A 17,371-nucleotide genomic window follows, 5' to 3' on the forward strand; every position below is an offset into this window, starting at 1 on the left:
TCCTGCTCTGCTCATTCCCTGTCGATCATGGCCGCTTGGTGCGGCCAGTCTTTTCTATATACAGTCAAATCCTTGCCAGGCTATCCCGCTGGATTCCCAATCATTCCCTTGGGCGGTTGTCGATCACGCGCTTTGCCTTGCCTTCGGAGCGCGCCACGCCGCCCGGAGAATGCACGGTGATCTTCGTCGTCACACCGACGACGCTCTTGATGTGATGGGTAAGTTCCCTTGCCGAAACACCGCGTGCGGTTTCGTCCGCCGCCTCCAGCGTGCACTCCACATGAACGGTCATGTTGTCCATGCGGCCGGAGCGCGTCAGCTCGATCTGGAAGTGCGGCGCAAGCCCGCGGCATTTCAGGATCTGCTCCTCGATCTGCGTTGGAAAGACGTTGACGCCGCGCAGGATCATCATGTCGTCGGAGCGGCCCGTCACCTTCTCCATGCGGCGCATGGAACGTGCGGTGCCGGGCAGCAGCCGCGTCAGGTCGCGCGTGCGATAGCGGACGACCGGCAGGCCTTCCTTGGTCAGTGTGGTGAAGACCAGCTCGCCGATCTCGCCGTCAGGCAAAACTTCGCCGCTAACCGGATCGATGATCTCAGGATAGAAATGATCCTCCCAGATATGCAGCCCGTCTTTGCTCTCGACGCACTCATTGGCGACGCCCGGCCCCATAACCTCGGACAGTCCGTAAATGTCGACGGCATGCATGTCGAAGGCATGCTCGATTTCCTCGCGCATGGCATTGGTCCATGGTTCGGCGCCGAAGATGCCGACGGCGAGCGAGCTTTCGCGCGGGTCGAGGCCCTGGCGGCGGAATTCGTCGAGGATCGAAAGCATGTAGGAAGGTGTGACCATGATGATGCGCGGCTTGAAATCCTGCATCAGCGTGACCTGTCGTTCCGTCATGCCGCCGGAGATCGGCACGACCGTACAGCCGAGCTTTTCCGCGCCATAATGCGCACCGAGGCCGCCGGTGAAGAGACCATAGCCATAGGCAATATGCACCAGATCGCCGGCACGGCCGCCGGCGGCGCGGATCGAACGGGCAACGACGGTCGCCCAGGTATCGATGTCCTTGGCGGTATAACCGACGACGGTCGGCTTGCCCGTCGTGCCGGAGGAAGCGTGAATACGGGCGAGCTTCTCGCGCGGCACGGCGAACATGCCGAAGGGATAAGTGTCGCGAAGATCCTTCTTCGTGGTGAAGGGAAACTTGGCGAGATCCGCCAGGGTCTTGAGATCGGAGGGGTGCACGCCGGCTTCATCGAAGCGCTTGGTATAGAAGGGTGAATTCTCATAGGCGTGGGTGAGCGACCATCTCATGCGTTCGAGCTGCAGCGCGGAAATCTCGTCGCGCGAGGCTGTCTCGATCGTCTCAAGCTCGCCGGCCCGCGGGGAAAGGTGTTCCATGAATGTCTCCTCCAGAAATGCTAGACGCTGCCGGTATCAACCCTATCCCGGCAGAAGCGTGCCCTTGACCGTTCGCGAGTGGCCGCGGAATTCCGCGATCTGCTCGCCCTCCTGGTTAGTGATCGCGATATCGTAGATGCCGCCTCGTCCGCGACGGGATACCTCGCGCGCCGTCGCCGTCAGGCGGTCACCCTTGAAAGCCGGCGCGATGTAGGTCACCGAACAGTGCTGGGCGACCGTGCGCTGGTTGTAGCTGTTGCAGGCGAATGCGAAGGCGGAATCGGCGAGCGTGAAGATATAGCCGCCGTGGCAGGTGCCATGACCGTTCGTCATGACCTCGGTGACTGCCATCGAAAGCGTCGCCTCACCCGGTGCTACGGCAAGCAGCTCCATGCCGAGGCGCTGGGTGGCGTTGTCTTCATCCCACATGGCTCTGGCGCAGGCTTCCGCGAGCGCCTGCGGCGAAAGATTTTCTACCAGGCTCATCGTCCCTTGAACTCCGGCTTGCGCTTTTCGAGGAAGGCGGTGACGCCTTCGGCATAGTCGACGCTATGGCCGGCTTCGCGCTGCAGGTCGCGCTCGAGATCGAGCTGCTCGTCGAGTGAGTTGGTCGCTGCCGCCTGAATAGCGCGCTTTGTCAGGCCCAGCCCCTTGGTCGGGCCGGCCGCGAGCCTTGCGGCGAGCGCCGTTGCCTCTTCCATCAGCTTGTCGTCGTCCACGGCGCGCCAGATCAGGCCCCAGCTGGCTGCCGTTTCCGCGTCGAGCGGTTCGGCCGTCAGCGCCAGCGCCTTGGCGCGGGCTTCGCCGACAAGCCGCGGCAGGTTCCACGTGCCGCCGGAATCCGGCACGAGGCCGATTTTCGCGAAGGCTTGGATGAAACGAGCGGAGCGGGCGGCAAGGGTAATGTCGCAGGCAAAGGCGATATTGGCGCCGGCGCCGGCAGCCACGCCGTTGACCGCGCAGATGACAGGCTTTTCCAGGCTACGGATGAGGCGGAGCAACGGATTGTAGAAGGTCTCGATCGTATGGCCGAGATCTGGCGTGCCCTTGCGCGGATCGCGATCGCCGAGATCCTGGCCGGCCGAGAAGCCGCGGCCCGCTCCCGTCAGGAGAACCGCGCGCACGTTGGCGTCCTTATGCGCGCGCTCGAAGCCGGCGCGCAGTGCAAGATGCATTTCCTCGTTGAAGGAATTGAGTTTGTCGGGTCGATTGAGCGTGAGGCTCAAGACGCCATCGGCAAGCGCCGACAGAATGGTGTCGGATTCGGACATGTTTCCTCCCCGTCGCCCTTCCATCAGCGACGATAAAACTCTTGCATAAACCGACCGGTCAGTCAATTATAAAAGCAACGATCGGGAGGAAGATCATGACCGTCACCATCACGCACGAAGGCGTAATCGCCGTCATCACCATCGACAATCCGCCCGTCAACGCACTGTCGCAGGCGTTGCGCCAGGCGCTGGTCGATGCGGTTTCCACCATCGATGCAGATGTGAGCGTGAGTGCTGCCGTCCTTCGCTGTGCCGGCCGGACCTTCATCGCTGGCGCTGACGTCAGTGAGTTCGGCAAGCCGCCGATCCCGCCGCATCTTCCCGATGTTGTCGCGGCCGTTGAAAGTGCGAGAAAGCCCTGGGTGGCGGCGATCCATGGCAGTGCGCTTGGCGGCGGCCTCGAAGTAGCGCTCGGCTGCGCCTATCGCGTTGCGGTCGCTTCGGCAAGTCTCGGCCTGCCGGAGGTGAAGCTCGGCATCATCCCGGGTGCCGGCGGCACGGTTCGCCTGCCAAGGCTGATCGGTGCCGCAGCCGCCGTTGATCTGGTGACAAGCGGCAATCCCCTCGATGCACGAAAGGCGCTGGCATTCGGTCTCGTCGACGCCATCGTCGAAGGTGAGCTCCTGTCGGCTGCTATCGCGTTTGCGCGGGAGATTGCCGGTAAATCGAGACCGCAGCGGATATCAGAGCGCGCCGTTCCTGCAGTCGAGGATGGTTTCTGGGAGAATGTGGAAAGGGCCGTTGCGGCCAAGGCGAGGCGGGAGATTGCTCCATGCCGTGCGCTTGCTTGTATCCGCAAGGCGAGCGAGGTGGATTTTTCGGCTGCAATGGCCTTCGAGCGCGAGACGTTTCTGGAGCTACGCGGCTCCGCGCAAGCGGCGGCCTTGCGTCATGTCTTCTTCGCCGAACGGGCCGCATCCCGCCCGCCGGGACTTGCTGGTGCGGTGCCGCGTGACATCCGCTCTGCTGCCGTCGTTGGAGGTGGCACCATGGGTGCCGGCATCGCCGCGGCCCTGAGGGATGCCGGTCTGCCGGTCGTTCTGGTCGAACGCGACCGAGCCACCGTCGAGCGAGGCGTCGCCAATATCAAGCAGATTTTCGAGGCCTCCGTAAAACGGGGCCGCATTTCGCCTGAGACCTCAGCAGAGCGAATGGCCGGTGTCGTCGGTACGGACGATTATGGCCCGCTCGCCGACACCGATCTTATCATCGAGGCGGTTTTCGAGAATCTCGCTGTGAAGCGCGCCGTCTTCACCCGCTTGGCTAAGGTTTGCCGTGCCGATGCCGTGCTGGCAACGAACACGTCCTATCTTGATCCGGAGGAGATCAGCGAAGGGCTTGCGCAGCCGGAGCGCTTTCTGGGTCTTCATTTCTTCAGCCCCGCCCATGTCATGAAGCTTCTGGAGATCGTGCCGACTGATAAGACAGCGCCGGCCACGCTGGCGACAGGTTTTGCGCTCGCCCGCCTGCTCGGGAAAATTCCGGTCCGCGCCGGGATCTGCGACGGCTTCATCGGCAACCGCATACTGAAGGTGACGCGTGTGCAGGCGGAGCGTCTTCTGCTTTCAGGTGCTACGCCTACCGCCGTCGATGCCGCCATGCGCGCCTTCGGCCTGCCGATGGGGCCATTCGAAGCGCAGGATCTCGGCGGTCTCGACATTGCAGCTTTCCAGCGCAAGGCCGCGCGCGAACGTGGCGAAACGCCCTTCGCCCCTGTTGCCGACCGGCTCTGCACCATCGGGCGCTTTGGCCAGAAATCAAGCGGCGGCTGGTACGATTACCCGCCCGGCGAGCGCACACCGCAGCCGTCGGATGTGGTTGCCGCCGTCATTGAGGAGGAGGCCTCGGGACAGTCGCAGAAGATATGGGACGAGGTGTCGATAGCCGATGCCATCATCCTGCCGATGGTGAACGAGGCGGCACTGATGCTCGACGAGGGTGTTGCCATGCGTACCGTCGACATCGATCTCGTCAAGATCCATGGTTATGGTTTCCCGCGCTGGCACGGCGGCCCGATGCATTATGCGCAAACTCGCGGTCTCGCCGAAATCGTTGCCGCGCTGGATCGGCTTTCCATATCCAGTCTTGCCGAACCGCCATGCGAGGCCCTGCGTCGGGCGGCGGAAGATGGTAGCTTCAGGCCGCTTGAAAGGCCTTAGCGCACGGAATTGCCCGCAAGCCCCTGCATGCCGACAAGAGAGGCCGCGGGAATGGTTGAATCGTTGCCTTGCTCCGTACCCTTCGATTCTAAAGGGTACTCGCGGCCATGCAATCTGGCGGAATCGATATATTGAAGCCTGGCTCCAAGATGTTTTGTTAAGGCAAAATTTGGAGACGCTAATGCTACAGATACTGACACGACGAGACCGCAACGCGGCGTCCTCGTATTTCACTCAGATGTTCCGCGCTCGAGCGCTCGTCTTCCGTGATCGAATGGGGTGGGATGTCAACGTCGAAGGTGGTTTGGAAATCGACCGCTTTGACGACGAACACGATCCCATTTACCTAGCCGTGAAGGAAGAAGACGATGAGCTCACAGGCTCGCTGCGGCTGTTGCCGACAACGAGCGAGACCATGCTTTCGAGCGAGTTCCAGCATTTTTTCAACGAGGATCTCGATATCTGCAGCCCGTCTATCTGGGAATGCACGCGATTTTGCGTGCATCCTCCGATCGAGGCCGGGCGCGCATCGTCGCAAACAGCTGCTGTCGAGCTGCTATCCGGTCTTTGCCGTCTGAGCTTGAAGTCGGGTATCGAGCACATCATGGGCGTCTATGATGCGTCTATGATCGGGGTTTATCGGAAGATCGGCTGGTCGCCGACGCCGCTTGCCCGCTCGCGGCCGGAGATCGGCAACCTTTATGTTGGTCTTTGGGAGGTAAACGAGGAGTCCGATCAGCGGCTTGAGCAGCGGCTGAAGGCGATGCGAGGCAAGGATGACAGGACCCCCACTTTGCAATTTGCATCTTCTTTGCCTGGCAATATTCAGTTCAGCTTTTAATGAGCTCGAGCGAGATCGCTTTCGCAATGGCCTGATTTGTGGTGCTGACATGAAGTTTGCGGCGGCCGGAGCTGAGATACAGGCGCACGGCGCTCTCGGAAATTCCAAGAATAGATGTGATCTGCTTCGGAAGCAGGCCGTGCGCCAGCAGTTCGAGGCACTCGGTCTCCCGCTTCGAAAGTTTGCGTCCGATGCTTTGCTCCCGCAGGCCGGACACGATCAATGACTGCTCATGCAGATAATAGGCGATCACTTGCAGATCGCCTATTATGCTGTTTCGCAATTGCTCCCAGTCGCCGCTCTTCTGATTTGAGGTAACCGTAAAAAGCGATCGCTCGCCGTGAGGTCCTCGAACGACCAGCGTCAAGCCGTAGCGTCCGACATCAAAGGCTTCAGCTTCGCGAAAAAAGGAGATGCTTTTCGGCGACTTCAGATCGAGGGTCGACCAGTCGAAGGGCAGAAATCCGTTGCGTCCAGCTTGAACCACGGGGTCGATCGCAAAGTAATCGTGAGCGATATATGTCTCCACCCATTCCGGCGGGTAGGTCAGCAGGAGAAGTGGGTTCTGCTGCGACAGGGCAGCGATTTGCGTCACGTGAAAGACTGCGTTTGCCAGACCGTATAGGGAGCAGAACTTGAATAAGAACTGGCGCAATTCATCGATATCATTTGCCTGAGCTATCTCAGACAAGCAATGAGATTGGCGTGATCCTGTCAACATAGTCTCACCATAGAATCCGAAGTGAAAGTGGTGCCTGAGCCATGAGCAGCGCGTCTGGGATGTCTTTCAAGGTTTGAAGACCGTCTTGGCGCTCCGGCCGCACTCACAACTATTCAAAAGCCAACTTTTCAAGGGCATGATCGGACTCTTAAAATTGTCGAAAACATAGTCACTGCCAATCATATGAGGGTTGTGTTGACGCGTCTTGGGATACACGCGGAGGATATGGGCCGCCGACCCTTTGCTGTGTGTCTATATGCGCCATATAGCATTCCGCCATGCCCTGCTGCTCCTTTCGAGGACACGCCGACGCCGGGATGCCGTATGCGAAATCCGCATTCAAATAGATGGTTGATCCGGCCAGGCAACCGAAACCTCCACCGCGTCAGACAAATCCACATGGGGTGCGATCAAACAGGCCTTAAGGCCAAGCGAAGTGCAGGCCCCATAATGCCGGCTTCAAAAAGCCTACTCCCCTTTACAAATGACCGACGGTCAGTCATATATGTGACTGTCATTGTCAGGTTTTGGGGGCATCCGAATGGTCGTCCGTATTGAGAGGTTGAGAGCTTCACCACAGAGCGACGCCTGCTTCCGACTTGTCGCATCGGGGGATATCCAGTCATGATCCGTCACGATCTCAGCCATTGGCCACTCGTGCTTTCCGCCGCTCACGGCGCGATCTCGCTCGATGAGCAGCTCGCCTTCTTCTCGGACTGGAACGCCTGGCTCGATCGCGGCGAATCCTTTTCGACATTGCGTGTCTTCACGGATGCCGAGGCGCTCACGCGGCCGGAGGGTGGCGCGAAAGATGCAAAGATCTGGTTTCAGGCCAATGGCGAGCGCATCAGGCAGTTCGTCATCGGCATGGCGACCGTTGTGCCTTCGGATGCTCTCGAGGAGATGAGCCGCATGAATGCCGAAAAGCTGTTCGGAATTCCTGCGCAGATGTTCGATGATGTCAATGAAGCCGCGATGTGGCTTGCTTCCCTTTCGGCAATGCAAGGAAGACCTCTGGACGTCGGAAGGGCGTTGCGAGGCCTGGCAGCTTTGCGCGGGCTGTCATGAGCGGGCATATGTCGATGGTGCCTGAGGGTGATGAGACGCATTGGCCGCTCGCGATACTGGTCGCGGAAACGCCACTTGATGCGGACGGTGTGCATGCGGGCCTCGATATGGTCGAGGCCTGGCTAAGACGCGAACAATCTTTTGCTCTCCTCCTGGTCGCGGCTTGCGGATTCGCGTTTCAAAGCGATGTAGCTGTGCTGCCCATGCTGGCGCAGCGGCTGGATCTTGTTCGCGAGACGCTTTGCCGATCCCTTCTCGGGGTCGCAGTCGTTGCTCCGGCGTCGACGGTCGATGGCGTTCGGCGAAGTCTTGCTCGTCTTCCGCTCGATATGCCGTTAGAAGTCTTTGAAAAGGGCTCGCTTGCGGTGCGGTGGTTGTGCGCATCCGCTCTCTCTCCGGCGGGTATCGTCATCGACAGCCTATGAACAGCGAGGAGACCCCGTGACCGTTACAGATCGTCCGCGTCCGCGCACCAAGCCCCCGGAAATTCGCCGTGAGGAATTGATGGATGCCGCGCAGCGCCTGTTTCTGGAGAAGGGGTTTGCCGCGACCAGTGTTGCGGAGATCGTTGATGCCGCAGATGTCGCCAAGGGTACTTTCTATCTTTATTTTCAGACCAAGGACGATGTCCTTAAAGCCCTGCAAGCGCGTTTCATCGAGCTCTTTTGCGAAAGGGTCGATGCCGTCGCCAGAGCGTCTGCCTCTGACAGTTGGGTGCGGCGACTCGACGTTTTGATGGAGGCCTGCGTGCTTGGCTATCTAGACGAGGTTGCGCTTCACGATCTGGTATTTCACGAGTTTCAGCCGACGAAGCGGGACATGAAGCGTGCCAATCCCCTTGTCAGCCGCCTGACGTCCTTCCTCATCGAAGGTCATGCCGCCGGCGCGTTCGCCTTTGTCGATGCCCGGCTGACGGCCGTCATGCTGTTCAATTCGATGCACAGCGCGGTGGATGACTGTCTGGCCGATGGGCCTGATGTCGATCGGCGCAAACTCGTTGCTGCTGTGACCGATTTCTGTCGAAGATCCATAGGCGGCTAGGCCGCCGTCGTCCGTACTACTGGCCTTTACGTTCCCGTGAGCTCCCGCATTTTCTCGGAGCCGGGGTGCCGTGATCATTGGCCGGTTCACATCAATAAATCATCCAAAGCCGGTCTTGATTGCATTGATCAAGAAAGTTCTGTTCCCTTATCAAAATTATAGTCAAAAACTATTGTCATATAAATGAAATAGTTTTTGACTATGAATTTGCTCGCGCCGTCTAACGTTAGCCCATCTCCGAATGCTGGCTGGGGTCAAGTCATTGAGCAAAGGAAAGATCATGAAAACGAAATCCATTTTTGCGCTTGCGGGCCTGCTGGCCGCCGTCGCCCTGCCGGCCATGGCCGCCGACAATGTCGTCACCATCTACAGCGCCGACGGCCTGCATGACGGCACGCCGAGCTGGTATGGAAACGAATTCGACGCCTTCACCAAGGCGACCGGTATCAAGGTTCAGTATGTCGAGGCGGGTTCGAGCGGCGTCGTTGACCGACTGTCGAAGGAAAAGTCCAACACGCAGGCCGACGTTCTCGTCACCCTGCCGCCCTTCGTGCAGAAGGCTGCAAGCGAAGGCCTGCTGGAAGCCTACGCCCCCAAAGCCGCCGACAAGATCGAAGTGCGCGACAAGGACCCGAAGGGCTTCTACGTCGCCATGATCAACAACTATCCGAACTTCATCTACAACAGTTCGGTTCTGAAGACGGCGCCGTCGACCTACCAGGACCTGCTCGACGCCAAGTTCAAGCAGAAGATCCAGTATTCCACGCCCGGCCAGGCTGGTGACGGAACCGCCCTGATGCTGCAGGCATTCCATGCCTTCGGCGGCAAGGATGCCGGCCTCGATTACCTGAAGAAGCTGCAGGTCAACAATCTCGGCCCGTCCGCTTCCACCGGCAAGCTCACCGCGCTCGTCAACAAGGGCGAACTCTATGTCGCCAATGGCGACCTGCAGATGAACCTCGCGCAGCAGGCCGACAATCCGAACATCAAGATCTTCTTCCCCGCCGGCCCGGATGGCAAGAAGACCGCCTTCTCGCTGCCCTACTACATCGGCCTCGTTTCCAGCGCGCCGCATTCGGAAAACGGCAAGAAGCTCATAGACTTCCTGCTGAGCGAGGAGGCCCAGAAGGATGTCAGCGCTGTCGCGCAGGGTCTGCCTGTCCGCACCGACATCCATCCGACGGATGAAAACTTCAAGAAGCTGCATGCCATCATGGAAGGCATCGAAATCTGGACGCCGGACTGGAACAAGGTGCTCGCCGACCTCAAGCAGGACGTCGACGCCTACGGCAAGGCGATCGCGAGCAACTGATGGCGATGGCGAACACCAAGCCATCCGAGAGCGGGCGGCCGACGGAAACGTCGGCCGCATCAGCCAAACGGATCGCCTTCGAGAATGTCTCCGTTGCCTATAACGGCCTCACCGTTCTCGACTCGCTGAACCTGACCGTCAATCCGGGCGAGATCGTCGCCCTGATCGGCCCGTCCGGATCGGGCAAGACGACGGCGCTGCGTGCCGTGGCCGGCTTCGTTCGCCCGTCGAAAGGTCGCATCATGATCGGCGACCGCGATGTTACCAATCTCGCACCCTATGACCGCGATATCGGCATGGTGGTGCAGAATTATGCCCTCTTTCCACACATGCGCGTTGAGGAAAACGTCGCCTTCGGGCTGCGGGCGCGCCACACGCCGGAAGAGGTCATCCGCACTCGCGTCCCGGAAGCGCTCGCCATGGTCGGCATGGCGGCCTATGCGAAGCGTTATCCGCGCGAGCTTTCCGGCGGCCAGCAGCAGCGTGTCGCGATTGCCCGCGCCATCGCCATCCGCCCGCAGGTGCTTTTGCTTGACGAGCCGCTGTCGGCGCTCGACGCACAGATCCGCCGTTCGATGGTCGATGAGCTCGCAAGGCTGCACCGCGAGCTGCCGTCGCTGACCGTGCTCTATGTCACGCACGACCAGTCGGAAGCGCTGACGCTTGCCAACCATATCGGTATCATGCGCGATGGAAAGCTCCGTGCCTTCGGCGATGCCCAGTCGCTGTTTCGTTATCCGCCGAACCGCTTCTCCGCGGAATTTCTCGGCCGCGCCAACCTTCTCGAGGTCAAGGGCGTACAGCCGCTCGACGACCAGCGGGCGCAGGTCACCTTCGGAGATCAGGTGCTTATCGCGCGCAACCATCATCAGCTGACGGCGGGAAGCGATTGCCTGCTTTGCGCCCGGCCGCATGATTTTCGCCTCGATGCACCACAGGGCGATAGCAATCGTCTGACTGGCGTCGTGCGCAGCGTGCAATGGCAGGGCGATACCCACAATGTCACCCTCGATATTGCCGGGCAGGAAATCCGCATGTCCTCGGCGCCGATGAGCACGCCGCCCGTTCCCGGCGCGATGCTGACGGTTCATTTCAATCCCACCGACGTCACCCTCGTACCGGAGGATGGCCGTCATGGCTGATGTTGCCGTTGGGATGATCGAACGGAAACCGCGGTGGGATCGCCTCTGGAGCGTGCCGCCGCTGCTTGTTCTGGCGATCCTGTTCTTCTATCCGCTGGGCCTGATTATCAGGCAGTCGCTCGGCGATCCCGGCACGCTCTCGTTTTCCGCATTTGCCGAAGTGCTGTCGTCTCGCGAATTCCATGACGGGCTTCTGCACACCATCGTCATCGCGCTGGGAGCGACAGCAGGGTGCCTCGTGCTTGGCTTCATCTTTTCGGTCGTCATCGCCTTCGTGCCTTTTCCCGGCGCAAAATTCTGCGGGCGATTGATCGACACTTTTATCGCGCTGCCGACCTTTCTGGTGACGCTCGCCTTTACCTTCATTTACGGCTCGGCCGGCCTTCTCAATGAGGGCCTGATGCGGCTGATGCAAGTGGACCTCCCGCCGGTCGACTTTCTCTATTCGCAGTGGGGCGTCATCCTGGCAGAAACGACCGTCTATACGCCCTTCGTCATGCGGCCGCTGCTCGCCACCTTCTCACAGATCGACCAGGCGCAGATCGAGGTTGCCAGCAGCCTTGGCGCCAAACCCTGGCGCATCATCCGGCAGGTCATCCTTCCGGCGGCCATGCCGGCCCTGATCGCCGGCGGCAGCCTGTGTCTGCTGCTGACCGTCAACGAGTTCGGCATCGTTCTCTTCATCGGCGCCAAGGGCGTCATCACGCTGCCCGTGCTCATCTATGCCAAGGCGATCCAGGAATTCGACTATACGACCGCCTGTGTCATCGCTGTCGTCAATGTCGTCCTGTCGCTCGGTCTCTACAGTATCTACCGGGCTGTCATCGCTCATTTCGGAGGCAATCGTGCTGATATGGTCTAAGTCCGGCCGGTTTGTGGTCTGGGCGTTCGTCGTGCCGTTGTTTGCGATCGTCTATGGCCTGCCGATCGCTGTGATCGCACTGGCAAGCATCAGCGGGCAATGGAACGACATTCTGCCCAGCAAACTGACATTGGTTCACTATGCCAACGCCTTCCGCAGCGACTCCTTCGACAGCCTCAAGGCAAGCATCATCACCGGAGCGATCGCAAGCATTGCCGCCCTCATCAGCGGCACCTGGGCGGCCTTGGCTCTTCGCAAGATGAAGCCATTGCGCAAGCGTGCGCTCGATCTGATCTTCTTCGTTCCGAGCGCCGTTCCATCCGTCTCCATCGGCTTGGGCCTGCTGGTTGCCTTCAGCCAGCCGCCGCTGCTTTTGAACGGCACGCGAATGATTGTGTTGATCGCGCATTTCGTGCTGATCTCCGCCTTCACCTACGGCAATGTTTCGGCTGGTCTTGCGCGTCTGCCGATCGAATGCGAGCAAATCGCCGAAAGCCTGGGCGCGCGTCCGTTCTACCGGCTGCGGCGCGTCACGCTGCCGCTGCTGATGCCTTATCTGGTTGCGGCCTTCAGCCTCAGCTTTGCGATGTCCATGGGTGAGCTGGGAGCGACCGTCATGGTCTATCCGCCGGGTTGGGTCACGCTGCCAGTCAATATCTTCGCGCTCTCCGACCGCGGCGCCATCTTCGATGCGGCGACGCTGACGATGATCCTGGGTGCGGCGACATTGATCGTGCTCTGGGGCCTGTCGCGGCTTTCCAACCGGTCCGTGCTGCGTTGATGCCATGTCTCGGAGAGCATCCGGCCGAAAGCCGGTTGCGTCACCAGGATACGCGACTTATTGAAACGGGTAGCTGTGCGATTTCTGAAGGTGGGGCTGTCCGGGATGCCGTCTGTTACGCTTGCGCAAATGAAAGCCGTCGAAGCATTGGCGCGCACGGGAAAATTCTCCCGCGCGGCCGAGGATCTGGGCATCAGCCAGCCCTCGGTTTCGACGCAGATCCAGTCGTTCGAGGAGCTTTGCCGCACCCGCGTCTTCATCCGTGATGGTCACAATGTCAGCATCGCGCCATCGGCCGTCGATCTGATCGCCAAGATCCGGATCACGCTGAAATGCCTGGGCGAGGTCGACCGCGCGATCACCGATACGACATCGTTGAACACCGGCACGATTTCGATCGGCTTTAGCGCACACCGCCTGATCATGCCGATTCTGACGGCCTTCGTCCGCGAATATCCATCCCTGCGGCTGACGACGCGGGGCGGTCCTTCCCTCGATCTTGCCGATGCGGTCCTGCGCGGCGAACTCGATGTCGCTGCTGTCTCGCAGGTCGCGCCCGACAGCCGCTTTTCATCGCTGCGGCTGCATGAATCCCGTGTGGCGATCTATGGCCGCAAGGGCGATCCGATGCTTGCCAAAGGCCGGCTGACGCTATCCGATCTCGACGGGCGTGACATGGTGCTCTGGAACAAGGCGTCCGGCACCCGCACGCTGCTCGAGGACGCTGCCTCGAAGCAGGGCGTGCGGCTGAAGCCGGTGCTTGAGGTGGCGACCCTCGATGTCGCCTACGCGGCAGCGGCCGCCGGCATAGGGTTGGCAATTTCCATCGAGGGTGAAGTGCCACCCGACGATCATATCGAGGTGGTACCCTTGGTCGAGCCGGAGCTTGCCATAGGCCATTATCTCGTGACCTTGCCGGAATGCCGCGACCACGCTGCCATCCAGGCCTTTTTCGATGTGGCGAAGGAACATGCGCGCGAAGTCGACGGTGGGCTGCCTTTGACATGAATCCAAATTATAGGTAAATCATATAATTTATGAGAATTTATAATTCTGTCATATCGTTTTGCTAGTCTTTGCCCTATAGACTGACGGCCACGGTTCGATGCTGGCCGAGGAAAGGGTGAAGTGATGGCGAATAGGTACGATCTTGCGGTTGTCGGTGCGGGCATTGTCGGCATCGGCGTTGCACTGGCAGCTGCGCGCCAAGGCAAGAAGGTCGTCGTCATCGAGCGCAATGCCAAGGCGGTCGGCGCATCCATCCGCAATTTCGGCTTCGTCACCATCAGCGGACAAAAGGCGGGCGCCCATTGGGAACGGGCCATGCGCACCCGCGATATCTGGGCAGAAGTCGTCGACGAGGCTGGTATTCCCGTCATTCATCGAGGTTTGGTCATGCCCGCGCGTCGCCCGGAGGCCGCCGTCGTGGTCGATGCGTTTTTGAAGACGTCGATGGGCGAAAAATGCCGCCTGATGACGAAGGCTGAAGCGCGCGATCTGGTGCCAAGCCTGCGTCTCGGTGGCGTCGAGACGATCCTTTACAGCCCGCACGAACTGCGCGTCGAATCTTCCGAGGCGCTGCCGAAGCTCGCGGTCTGGCTCGAGGCGCGACACAAGGTCGACTTTCGTTGGAGTACGGCTGTTCGCGCCATCGACGGCACGCGGATCGAAACCAGCCATGGCACGATCGAGGCGGAAGCCGTCGTCGTCTGCCCCGGCGACGATTTCTCGACGCTCTTCCCCGAGGTCATCGCCAAACATCCTCTCACGATCTGCACGCTGCAGATGCTGCGCGTCGCACCTGCCCAGCCGAGCCGGTTCGGAGCTGCGGTGATGTCTGATATGAGTCTTGCCCGTTATGAAGGCTTTGCCGATCTGCCGGAGGCGGAGGCGCTTGGAAGGCGGCTTGATCTCGAAGAGGCCGAAAGCCGAGCCGCCGGCATTCATCTCATCGCCGTCCAGTCGGCCGACGGCTCGCTCGTCGTCGGCGATAGCCACGTCTATGGCAATGCGCAGCAGCCATTTGCCAGCGAGCGCTTCGACCGGCTGATCCTCGACGAATTCGACCGCGTTTTCGACCTTCCGGGCCGCACAGTCGCCAATCGCTGGATCGGCACTTATGCCTCCTCGAAGGAGCGGACGGTGCTGGTGGAGAGTCCCGCCGATCATATCCGCCTCGTCATGGTGACGGGCGGAACGGGCGCATCGACCGGTTTCGCTCTGGGCGAGCAGGTCATCGACGATCTCTATGCTTCAACATCTCGGTCTTGGGAGTAAAACCAGTGAACCAGTTAAAAGCCGTTGTCTTCGATTGGGCCGGGACGGTCATCGATTTCGGGTCCTTCGCGCCCATGGGCGTTTTCGTCGAAGCTTTCAGCCGCTTTGGCATCGAGGTTACCATTGCCGAGGCACGGGAGCCGATGGGCCGGCCGAAGTGGGATCATATCGACGCCATGCTGAAGCAGCCGCGCATCCGCGGGCTTTGGACTGTGCGTCATGGCAAAGCCCCGACATCAGCCGATGTCGACGCGGTCTACGAGGTTTTCGTGCCGATGAACGAAGAGGTCGTTCACAAGTTCGCCGATCTCATACCCGGTACCATCGATGTCGTTGGAGCGCTGCGCCAGCGCGGAATGAAAATCGGTTCCACGACAGGCTACACCCGCTCGATCATGGAGCGCGTCCTGCCGCTTGCGAAAGAGCAGGGCTATGAGGTCGACAATCTCGTCTGTGCCGGCGACCTGCCGCATGGCCGCCCGACGCCGATGAACATGTATAAATGCTTCCTCGATCTCGACGTCTGGCCGGCGCAGGCGGTGGTCAAGGTTGACGATACCGGCGTCGGCATCGACGAAGGCGTTGCGGCCGGCTGCTGGACGGTTGGCGTTGCGCTGAGCGGCAACGAGGCAGGGCTGACCCCGCAGGAGATCGCCGCCACGGCTCCGGAGGCGCTTGCCAAGGTTCGCGAGCGCGCGGCCGGCATGCTGAGGGCGCAGGGTGCGCACTACATCATCGACACGGTTGCCGATCTGATGCCTGTCATCGACGACATCGAACGTCGCCTCGCGGCCGGCGAGCGGCCGTAATTTGGTTGATGTTTGCCGCTGCTATCAGTTGTTTGCCTCAGGGGCCGTGGCTTCGCGGTAAGGTTGATAGTGGATATTCGCGTCTTCCCGCTTGCCCTGCTTTTGATCTTTGCCGCAATTTGATAGGTATCGCTCCCGTCGATCCCTGAACGGCAGGAAGAGAACAGATGACTGACAGGCCTGAAAGCAACGCCGTCAATTTGTCGGTTGACGGAGCCTTTTTCGAACTTCTGACCGACAGTTTTCAACGCATTGTCGGTATTCCGCTCGCCAATCCGGAAGCAGGGCCTGATTGGCTCTATAATGAGGCGCCTTTCGTGGTCCTTGCTCACAACAGGGATGCCGATCCGCGTTTCGTCTACGCCAACAAAGCCGCCCAGAATTGCTTCGAATATCCTTGGGACGAATTTGTAACGCTGCCCTCGCGGCTTTCGGCCGAGCTCCCCAATCGCGCCGAGCGCCAGCAGTTGCTGGATGCGGTGACACGCAACGGTTTCATCTCCGACTATCGCGGCCTGAGGATTGCGAAATCCGGACGGCGTTTCTGGATCGAGGACGGCATCGTCTGGCAGCTCGTGGACCGAGACGGCAATTTGCGCGGGCAGGCTGCAACATTTTCCAAATGGAAAGATGTACAGGCCGCGGGATAGAGACACGCGGCCCTTGCTGCTACTATGAGCCAGGTCTCGGATGGTGGTTTCCGGCGGAGCGACGGCTTGACAATTGCAGCGCGCCGAGGGCTTCGGCATGTTCTTTCAGAACAGCGAGATAATGTGCGCGGTTGCGTATTCCGTCTTCCCTTGGTGCGACAAGGCAGATCGTCGCGGAATGGCGGCCGGTGTCATCCTTGATTGGCACGGCAAAACAGTGTGTGAAGCTGTCGACGATGCTGTTGAAGGTGAATTCACCAGCTGCTTGCGCTTCTCGTACTTCGCGAATGAAAGCCGCCGGCTCCAGCCATTGACCATTCGGCAGCAGGAAATCCTCTTTCGGAATGAAATCGATAATTTCATCATCGCTCATGTGGGCGACGAGCAGGCGCCCGGATGCGGTCCACGGTATCGGAACGCGGTGCCCGACATCCGACGAAATACGGAACGGCCGGGCGCCCTCGCGCATCCGCACGACGGTATATTTATTACCGTCGAGCATGCAGAATTGCGCCGTTTCACGAGTTTCGGTCGCAATCTTCTCAAGAACCTTGTCGCACTCGGCCATGAAATCGAACTGATCCTCGTAAGCTGCGCCCAGAAGATACAGCTTGCGTCCGAGATAGACGCGTTTCTCGTTGTCGGCATATTCCAGAATGCCATTGCGCAGCAGCACATTGACCAACTCGTAGACCGATGATCGCGGCGCGCCGATATGAGTGGCAATCTCATTCGGTTTCATGGGCGCGCGATGCACGCGAAGAAAATCGAGGATCTCGAAGGCCCGGTCAAGACCTCGCGCCCGCCTGGCGATCGCATCATCGTTTATGGCATCCATCCTTGTTCTCCAGTTCTTTCCGCGGGCGGCTGCGGACAGGCGCATGCAATCCATTGTCGAGACCGGCCAAGCGTCGTCAACCGTAAGGTAGGAACGGGCCGGTGCCATGGCGTTACCATCCTGCAAAATGCTTGTCGTCGCTCTTGTCAACTCAACAAAATATCCTAAGCTGTGGCTTGTCCAGTATT

The 17,371-nt window shown here is 60.0% G+C and carries 18 protein-coding genes; 13 read left to right on the forward strand and 5 right to left on the reverse strand.

All coding sequences use genetic code 11. From position 1 onward, the window contains the following. Window positions 1-100 precede the first annotated feature (100 nt). The 3 genes from paaK to paaG are packed head-to-tail and all read right to left on the reverse strand — an operon-like array spanning window position 101 to window position 2,682. Entirely contained in the window at window positions 101-1,411 is a 1,311-nt protein-coding gene (paaK, locus tag GA0061100_RS11900; RefSeq protein WP_075852911.1) for a phenylacetate--CoA ligase PaaK, read from the reverse strand. A 42-nt stretch (window positions 1,412-1,453) separates the two neighbouring features. After that, window positions 1,454-1,897 (reverse strand): hydroxyphenylacetyl-CoA thioesterase PaaI, encoded by a 444-nt coding sequence (paaI, locus tag GA0061100_RS11905; RefSeq protein WP_075852912.1) that lies wholly within the window; start codon window positions 1,895-1,897, stop codon window positions 1,454-1,456. Then, window positions 1,894-2,682, reverse strand: coding sequence for a 2-(1,2-epoxy-1,2-dihydrophenyl)acetyl-CoA isomerase PaaG (gene paaG, locus GA0061100_RS11910; protein ID WP_075852913.1), 789 nt, complete (start codon window positions 2,680-2,682; stop codon window positions 1,894-1,896). Before paaG ends, paaI begins: the two co-directional genes overlap by 4 nt. 95 nt (window positions 2,683-2,777) lie before the next feature. On the opposite strand from paaG, the gene GA0061100_RS11915 reads away from it, so the two are divergent. Further along, the gene (locus GA0061100_RS11915; protein WP_075852914.1) at window positions 2,778-4,841 is read left to right on the forward strand and encodes a 3-hydroxyacyl-CoA dehydrogenase NAD-binding domain-containing protein; all 2,064 of its coding nucleotides are present in this window, start codon (window positions 2,778-2,780) and stop codon (window positions 4,839-4,841) included. A gap of 181 nt (window positions 4,842-5,022) precedes the next feature. Beyond that, complete coding sequence (locus GA0061100_RS11920) at window positions 5,023-5,682, forward strand: acyl-homoserine-lactone synthase (protein WP_075852915.1); 660 nt, start codon at window positions 5,023-5,025, stop codon at window positions 5,680-5,682. Here the strand turns inward: GA0061100_RS11920 and GA0061100_RS11925 are convergent. Then, a complete protein-coding gene (locus tag GA0061100_RS11925) occupies window positions 5,672-6,403 on the reverse strand; it encodes a helix-turn-helix transcriptional regulator (protein ID WP_075852916.1) in 732 nt (243 codons plus the stop codon). The two genes, GA0061100_RS11920 and GA0061100_RS11925, sit on opposite strands and share 11 nt — an antisense overlap. 624 nt (window positions 6,404-7,027) lie before the next feature. Here GA0061100_RS11925 and GA0061100_RS11930 point away from each other — a divergent pair. The 11 genes from GA0061100_RS11930 (at window position 7,028) to GA0061100_RS11980 (ending at window position 16,345) form a co-directional block, all read left to right on the forward strand. Next, window positions 7,028-7,471: a hypothetical protein gene (locus GA0061100_RS11930; protein ID WP_075852917.1), complete on the forward strand. Its 444-nt coding sequence runs from the start codon at window positions 7,028-7,030 to the stop codon at window positions 7,469-7,471. Beyond that, window positions 7,468-7,896 carry a hypothetical protein gene (locus GA0061100_RS11935; protein ID WP_143525415.1) on the forward strand — a complete coding sequence of 143 codons (429 nt, stop codon included), beginning with the start codon at window positions 7,468-7,470 and terminating at the stop codon, window positions 7,894-7,896. The genes GA0061100_RS11930 and GA0061100_RS11935 overlap by 4 nt, the downstream gene beginning before the upstream one ends. Window positions 7,897-7,912: 16 nt before the next feature. After that, window positions 7,913-8,512: a TetR/AcrR family transcriptional regulator gene (locus GA0061100_RS11940; RefSeq protein WP_075852919.1), complete on the forward strand. Its 600-nt coding sequence runs from the start codon at window positions 7,913-7,915 to the stop codon at window positions 8,510-8,512. A gap of 280 nt (window positions 8,513-8,792) precedes the next feature. Further along, window positions 8,793-9,824, forward strand: coding sequence for a 2-aminoethylphosphonate ABC transporter substrate-binding protein (locus GA0061100_RS11945; RefSeq protein ID WP_075852920.1), 1,032 nt, complete (start codon window positions 8,793-8,795; stop codon window positions 9,822-9,824). Continuing rightward, complete coding sequence (locus GA0061100_RS11950) at window positions 9,824-10,966, forward strand: ABC transporter ATP-binding protein (RefSeq protein ID WP_083961321.1); 1,143 nt, start codon at window positions 9,824-9,826, stop codon at window positions 10,964-10,966. Before GA0061100_RS11945 ends, GA0061100_RS11950 begins: the two co-directional genes overlap by 1 nt. Then, a complete protein-coding gene (locus GA0061100_RS11955; RefSeq protein WP_143525416.1) occupies window positions 10,959-11,828 on the forward strand; it encodes a 2-aminoethylphosphonate ABC transporter permease subunit in 870 nt (289 codons plus the stop codon). Before GA0061100_RS11950 ends, GA0061100_RS11955 begins: the two co-directional genes overlap by 8 nt. Beyond that, window positions 11,812-12,609 carry an ABC transporter permease subunit gene (locus GA0061100_RS11960; protein WP_075853249.1) on the forward strand — a complete coding sequence of 266 codons (798 nt, stop codon included), beginning with the start codon at window positions 11,812-11,814 and terminating at the stop codon, window positions 12,607-12,609. The genes GA0061100_RS11955 and GA0061100_RS11960 overlap by 17 nt, the downstream gene beginning before the upstream one ends. A 105-nt stretch (window positions 12,610-12,714) precedes the next feature. Beyond that, on the forward strand, window positions 12,715-13,617 hold the full coding sequence (locus GA0061100_RS11965) for a LysR family transcriptional regulator (protein WP_143525417.1): 903 nt from the start codon (window positions 12,715-12,717) through the stop codon (window positions 13,615-13,617). Between the two features lie 123 nt (window positions 13,618-13,740). Continuing rightward, window positions 13,741-14,886: a TIGR03364 family FAD-dependent oxidoreductase gene (locus GA0061100_RS11970; RefSeq protein WP_075852923.1), complete on the forward strand. Its 1,146-nt coding sequence runs from the start codon at window positions 13,741-13,743 to the stop codon at window positions 14,884-14,886. Window positions 14,887-14,891: 5 nt separating this feature from the next. Further along, window positions 14,892-15,695: a phosphonoacetaldehyde hydrolase gene (gene phnX / locus GA0061100_RS11975; RefSeq protein WP_075852924.1), complete on the forward strand. Its 804-nt coding sequence runs from the start codon at window positions 14,892-14,894 to the stop codon at window positions 15,693-15,695. A gap of 167 nt (window positions 15,696-15,862) precedes the next feature. Beyond that, entirely contained in the window at window positions 15,863-16,345 is a 483-nt protein-coding gene (locus tag GA0061100_RS11980; protein WP_075852925.1) for an MEKHLA domain-containing protein, read from the forward strand. Between the two features lie 22 nt (window positions 16,346-16,367). Here the strand turns inward: GA0061100_RS11980 and GA0061100_RS11985 are convergent, their stop codons facing one another. Further along, a complete protein-coding gene (locus GA0061100_RS11985; RefSeq protein WP_075852926.1) occupies window positions 16,368-17,183 on the reverse strand; it encodes an IclR family transcriptional regulator in 816 nt (271 codons plus the stop codon). Window positions 17,184-17,371: the final 188 nt, after the last annotated feature.

This window comes from Martinezella hainanensis (assembly GCF_900094555.1).
GTDB lineage: Bacteria > Pseudomonadota > Alphaproteobacteria > Rhizobiales > Rhizobiaceae > Rhizobium > Rhizobium hainanense.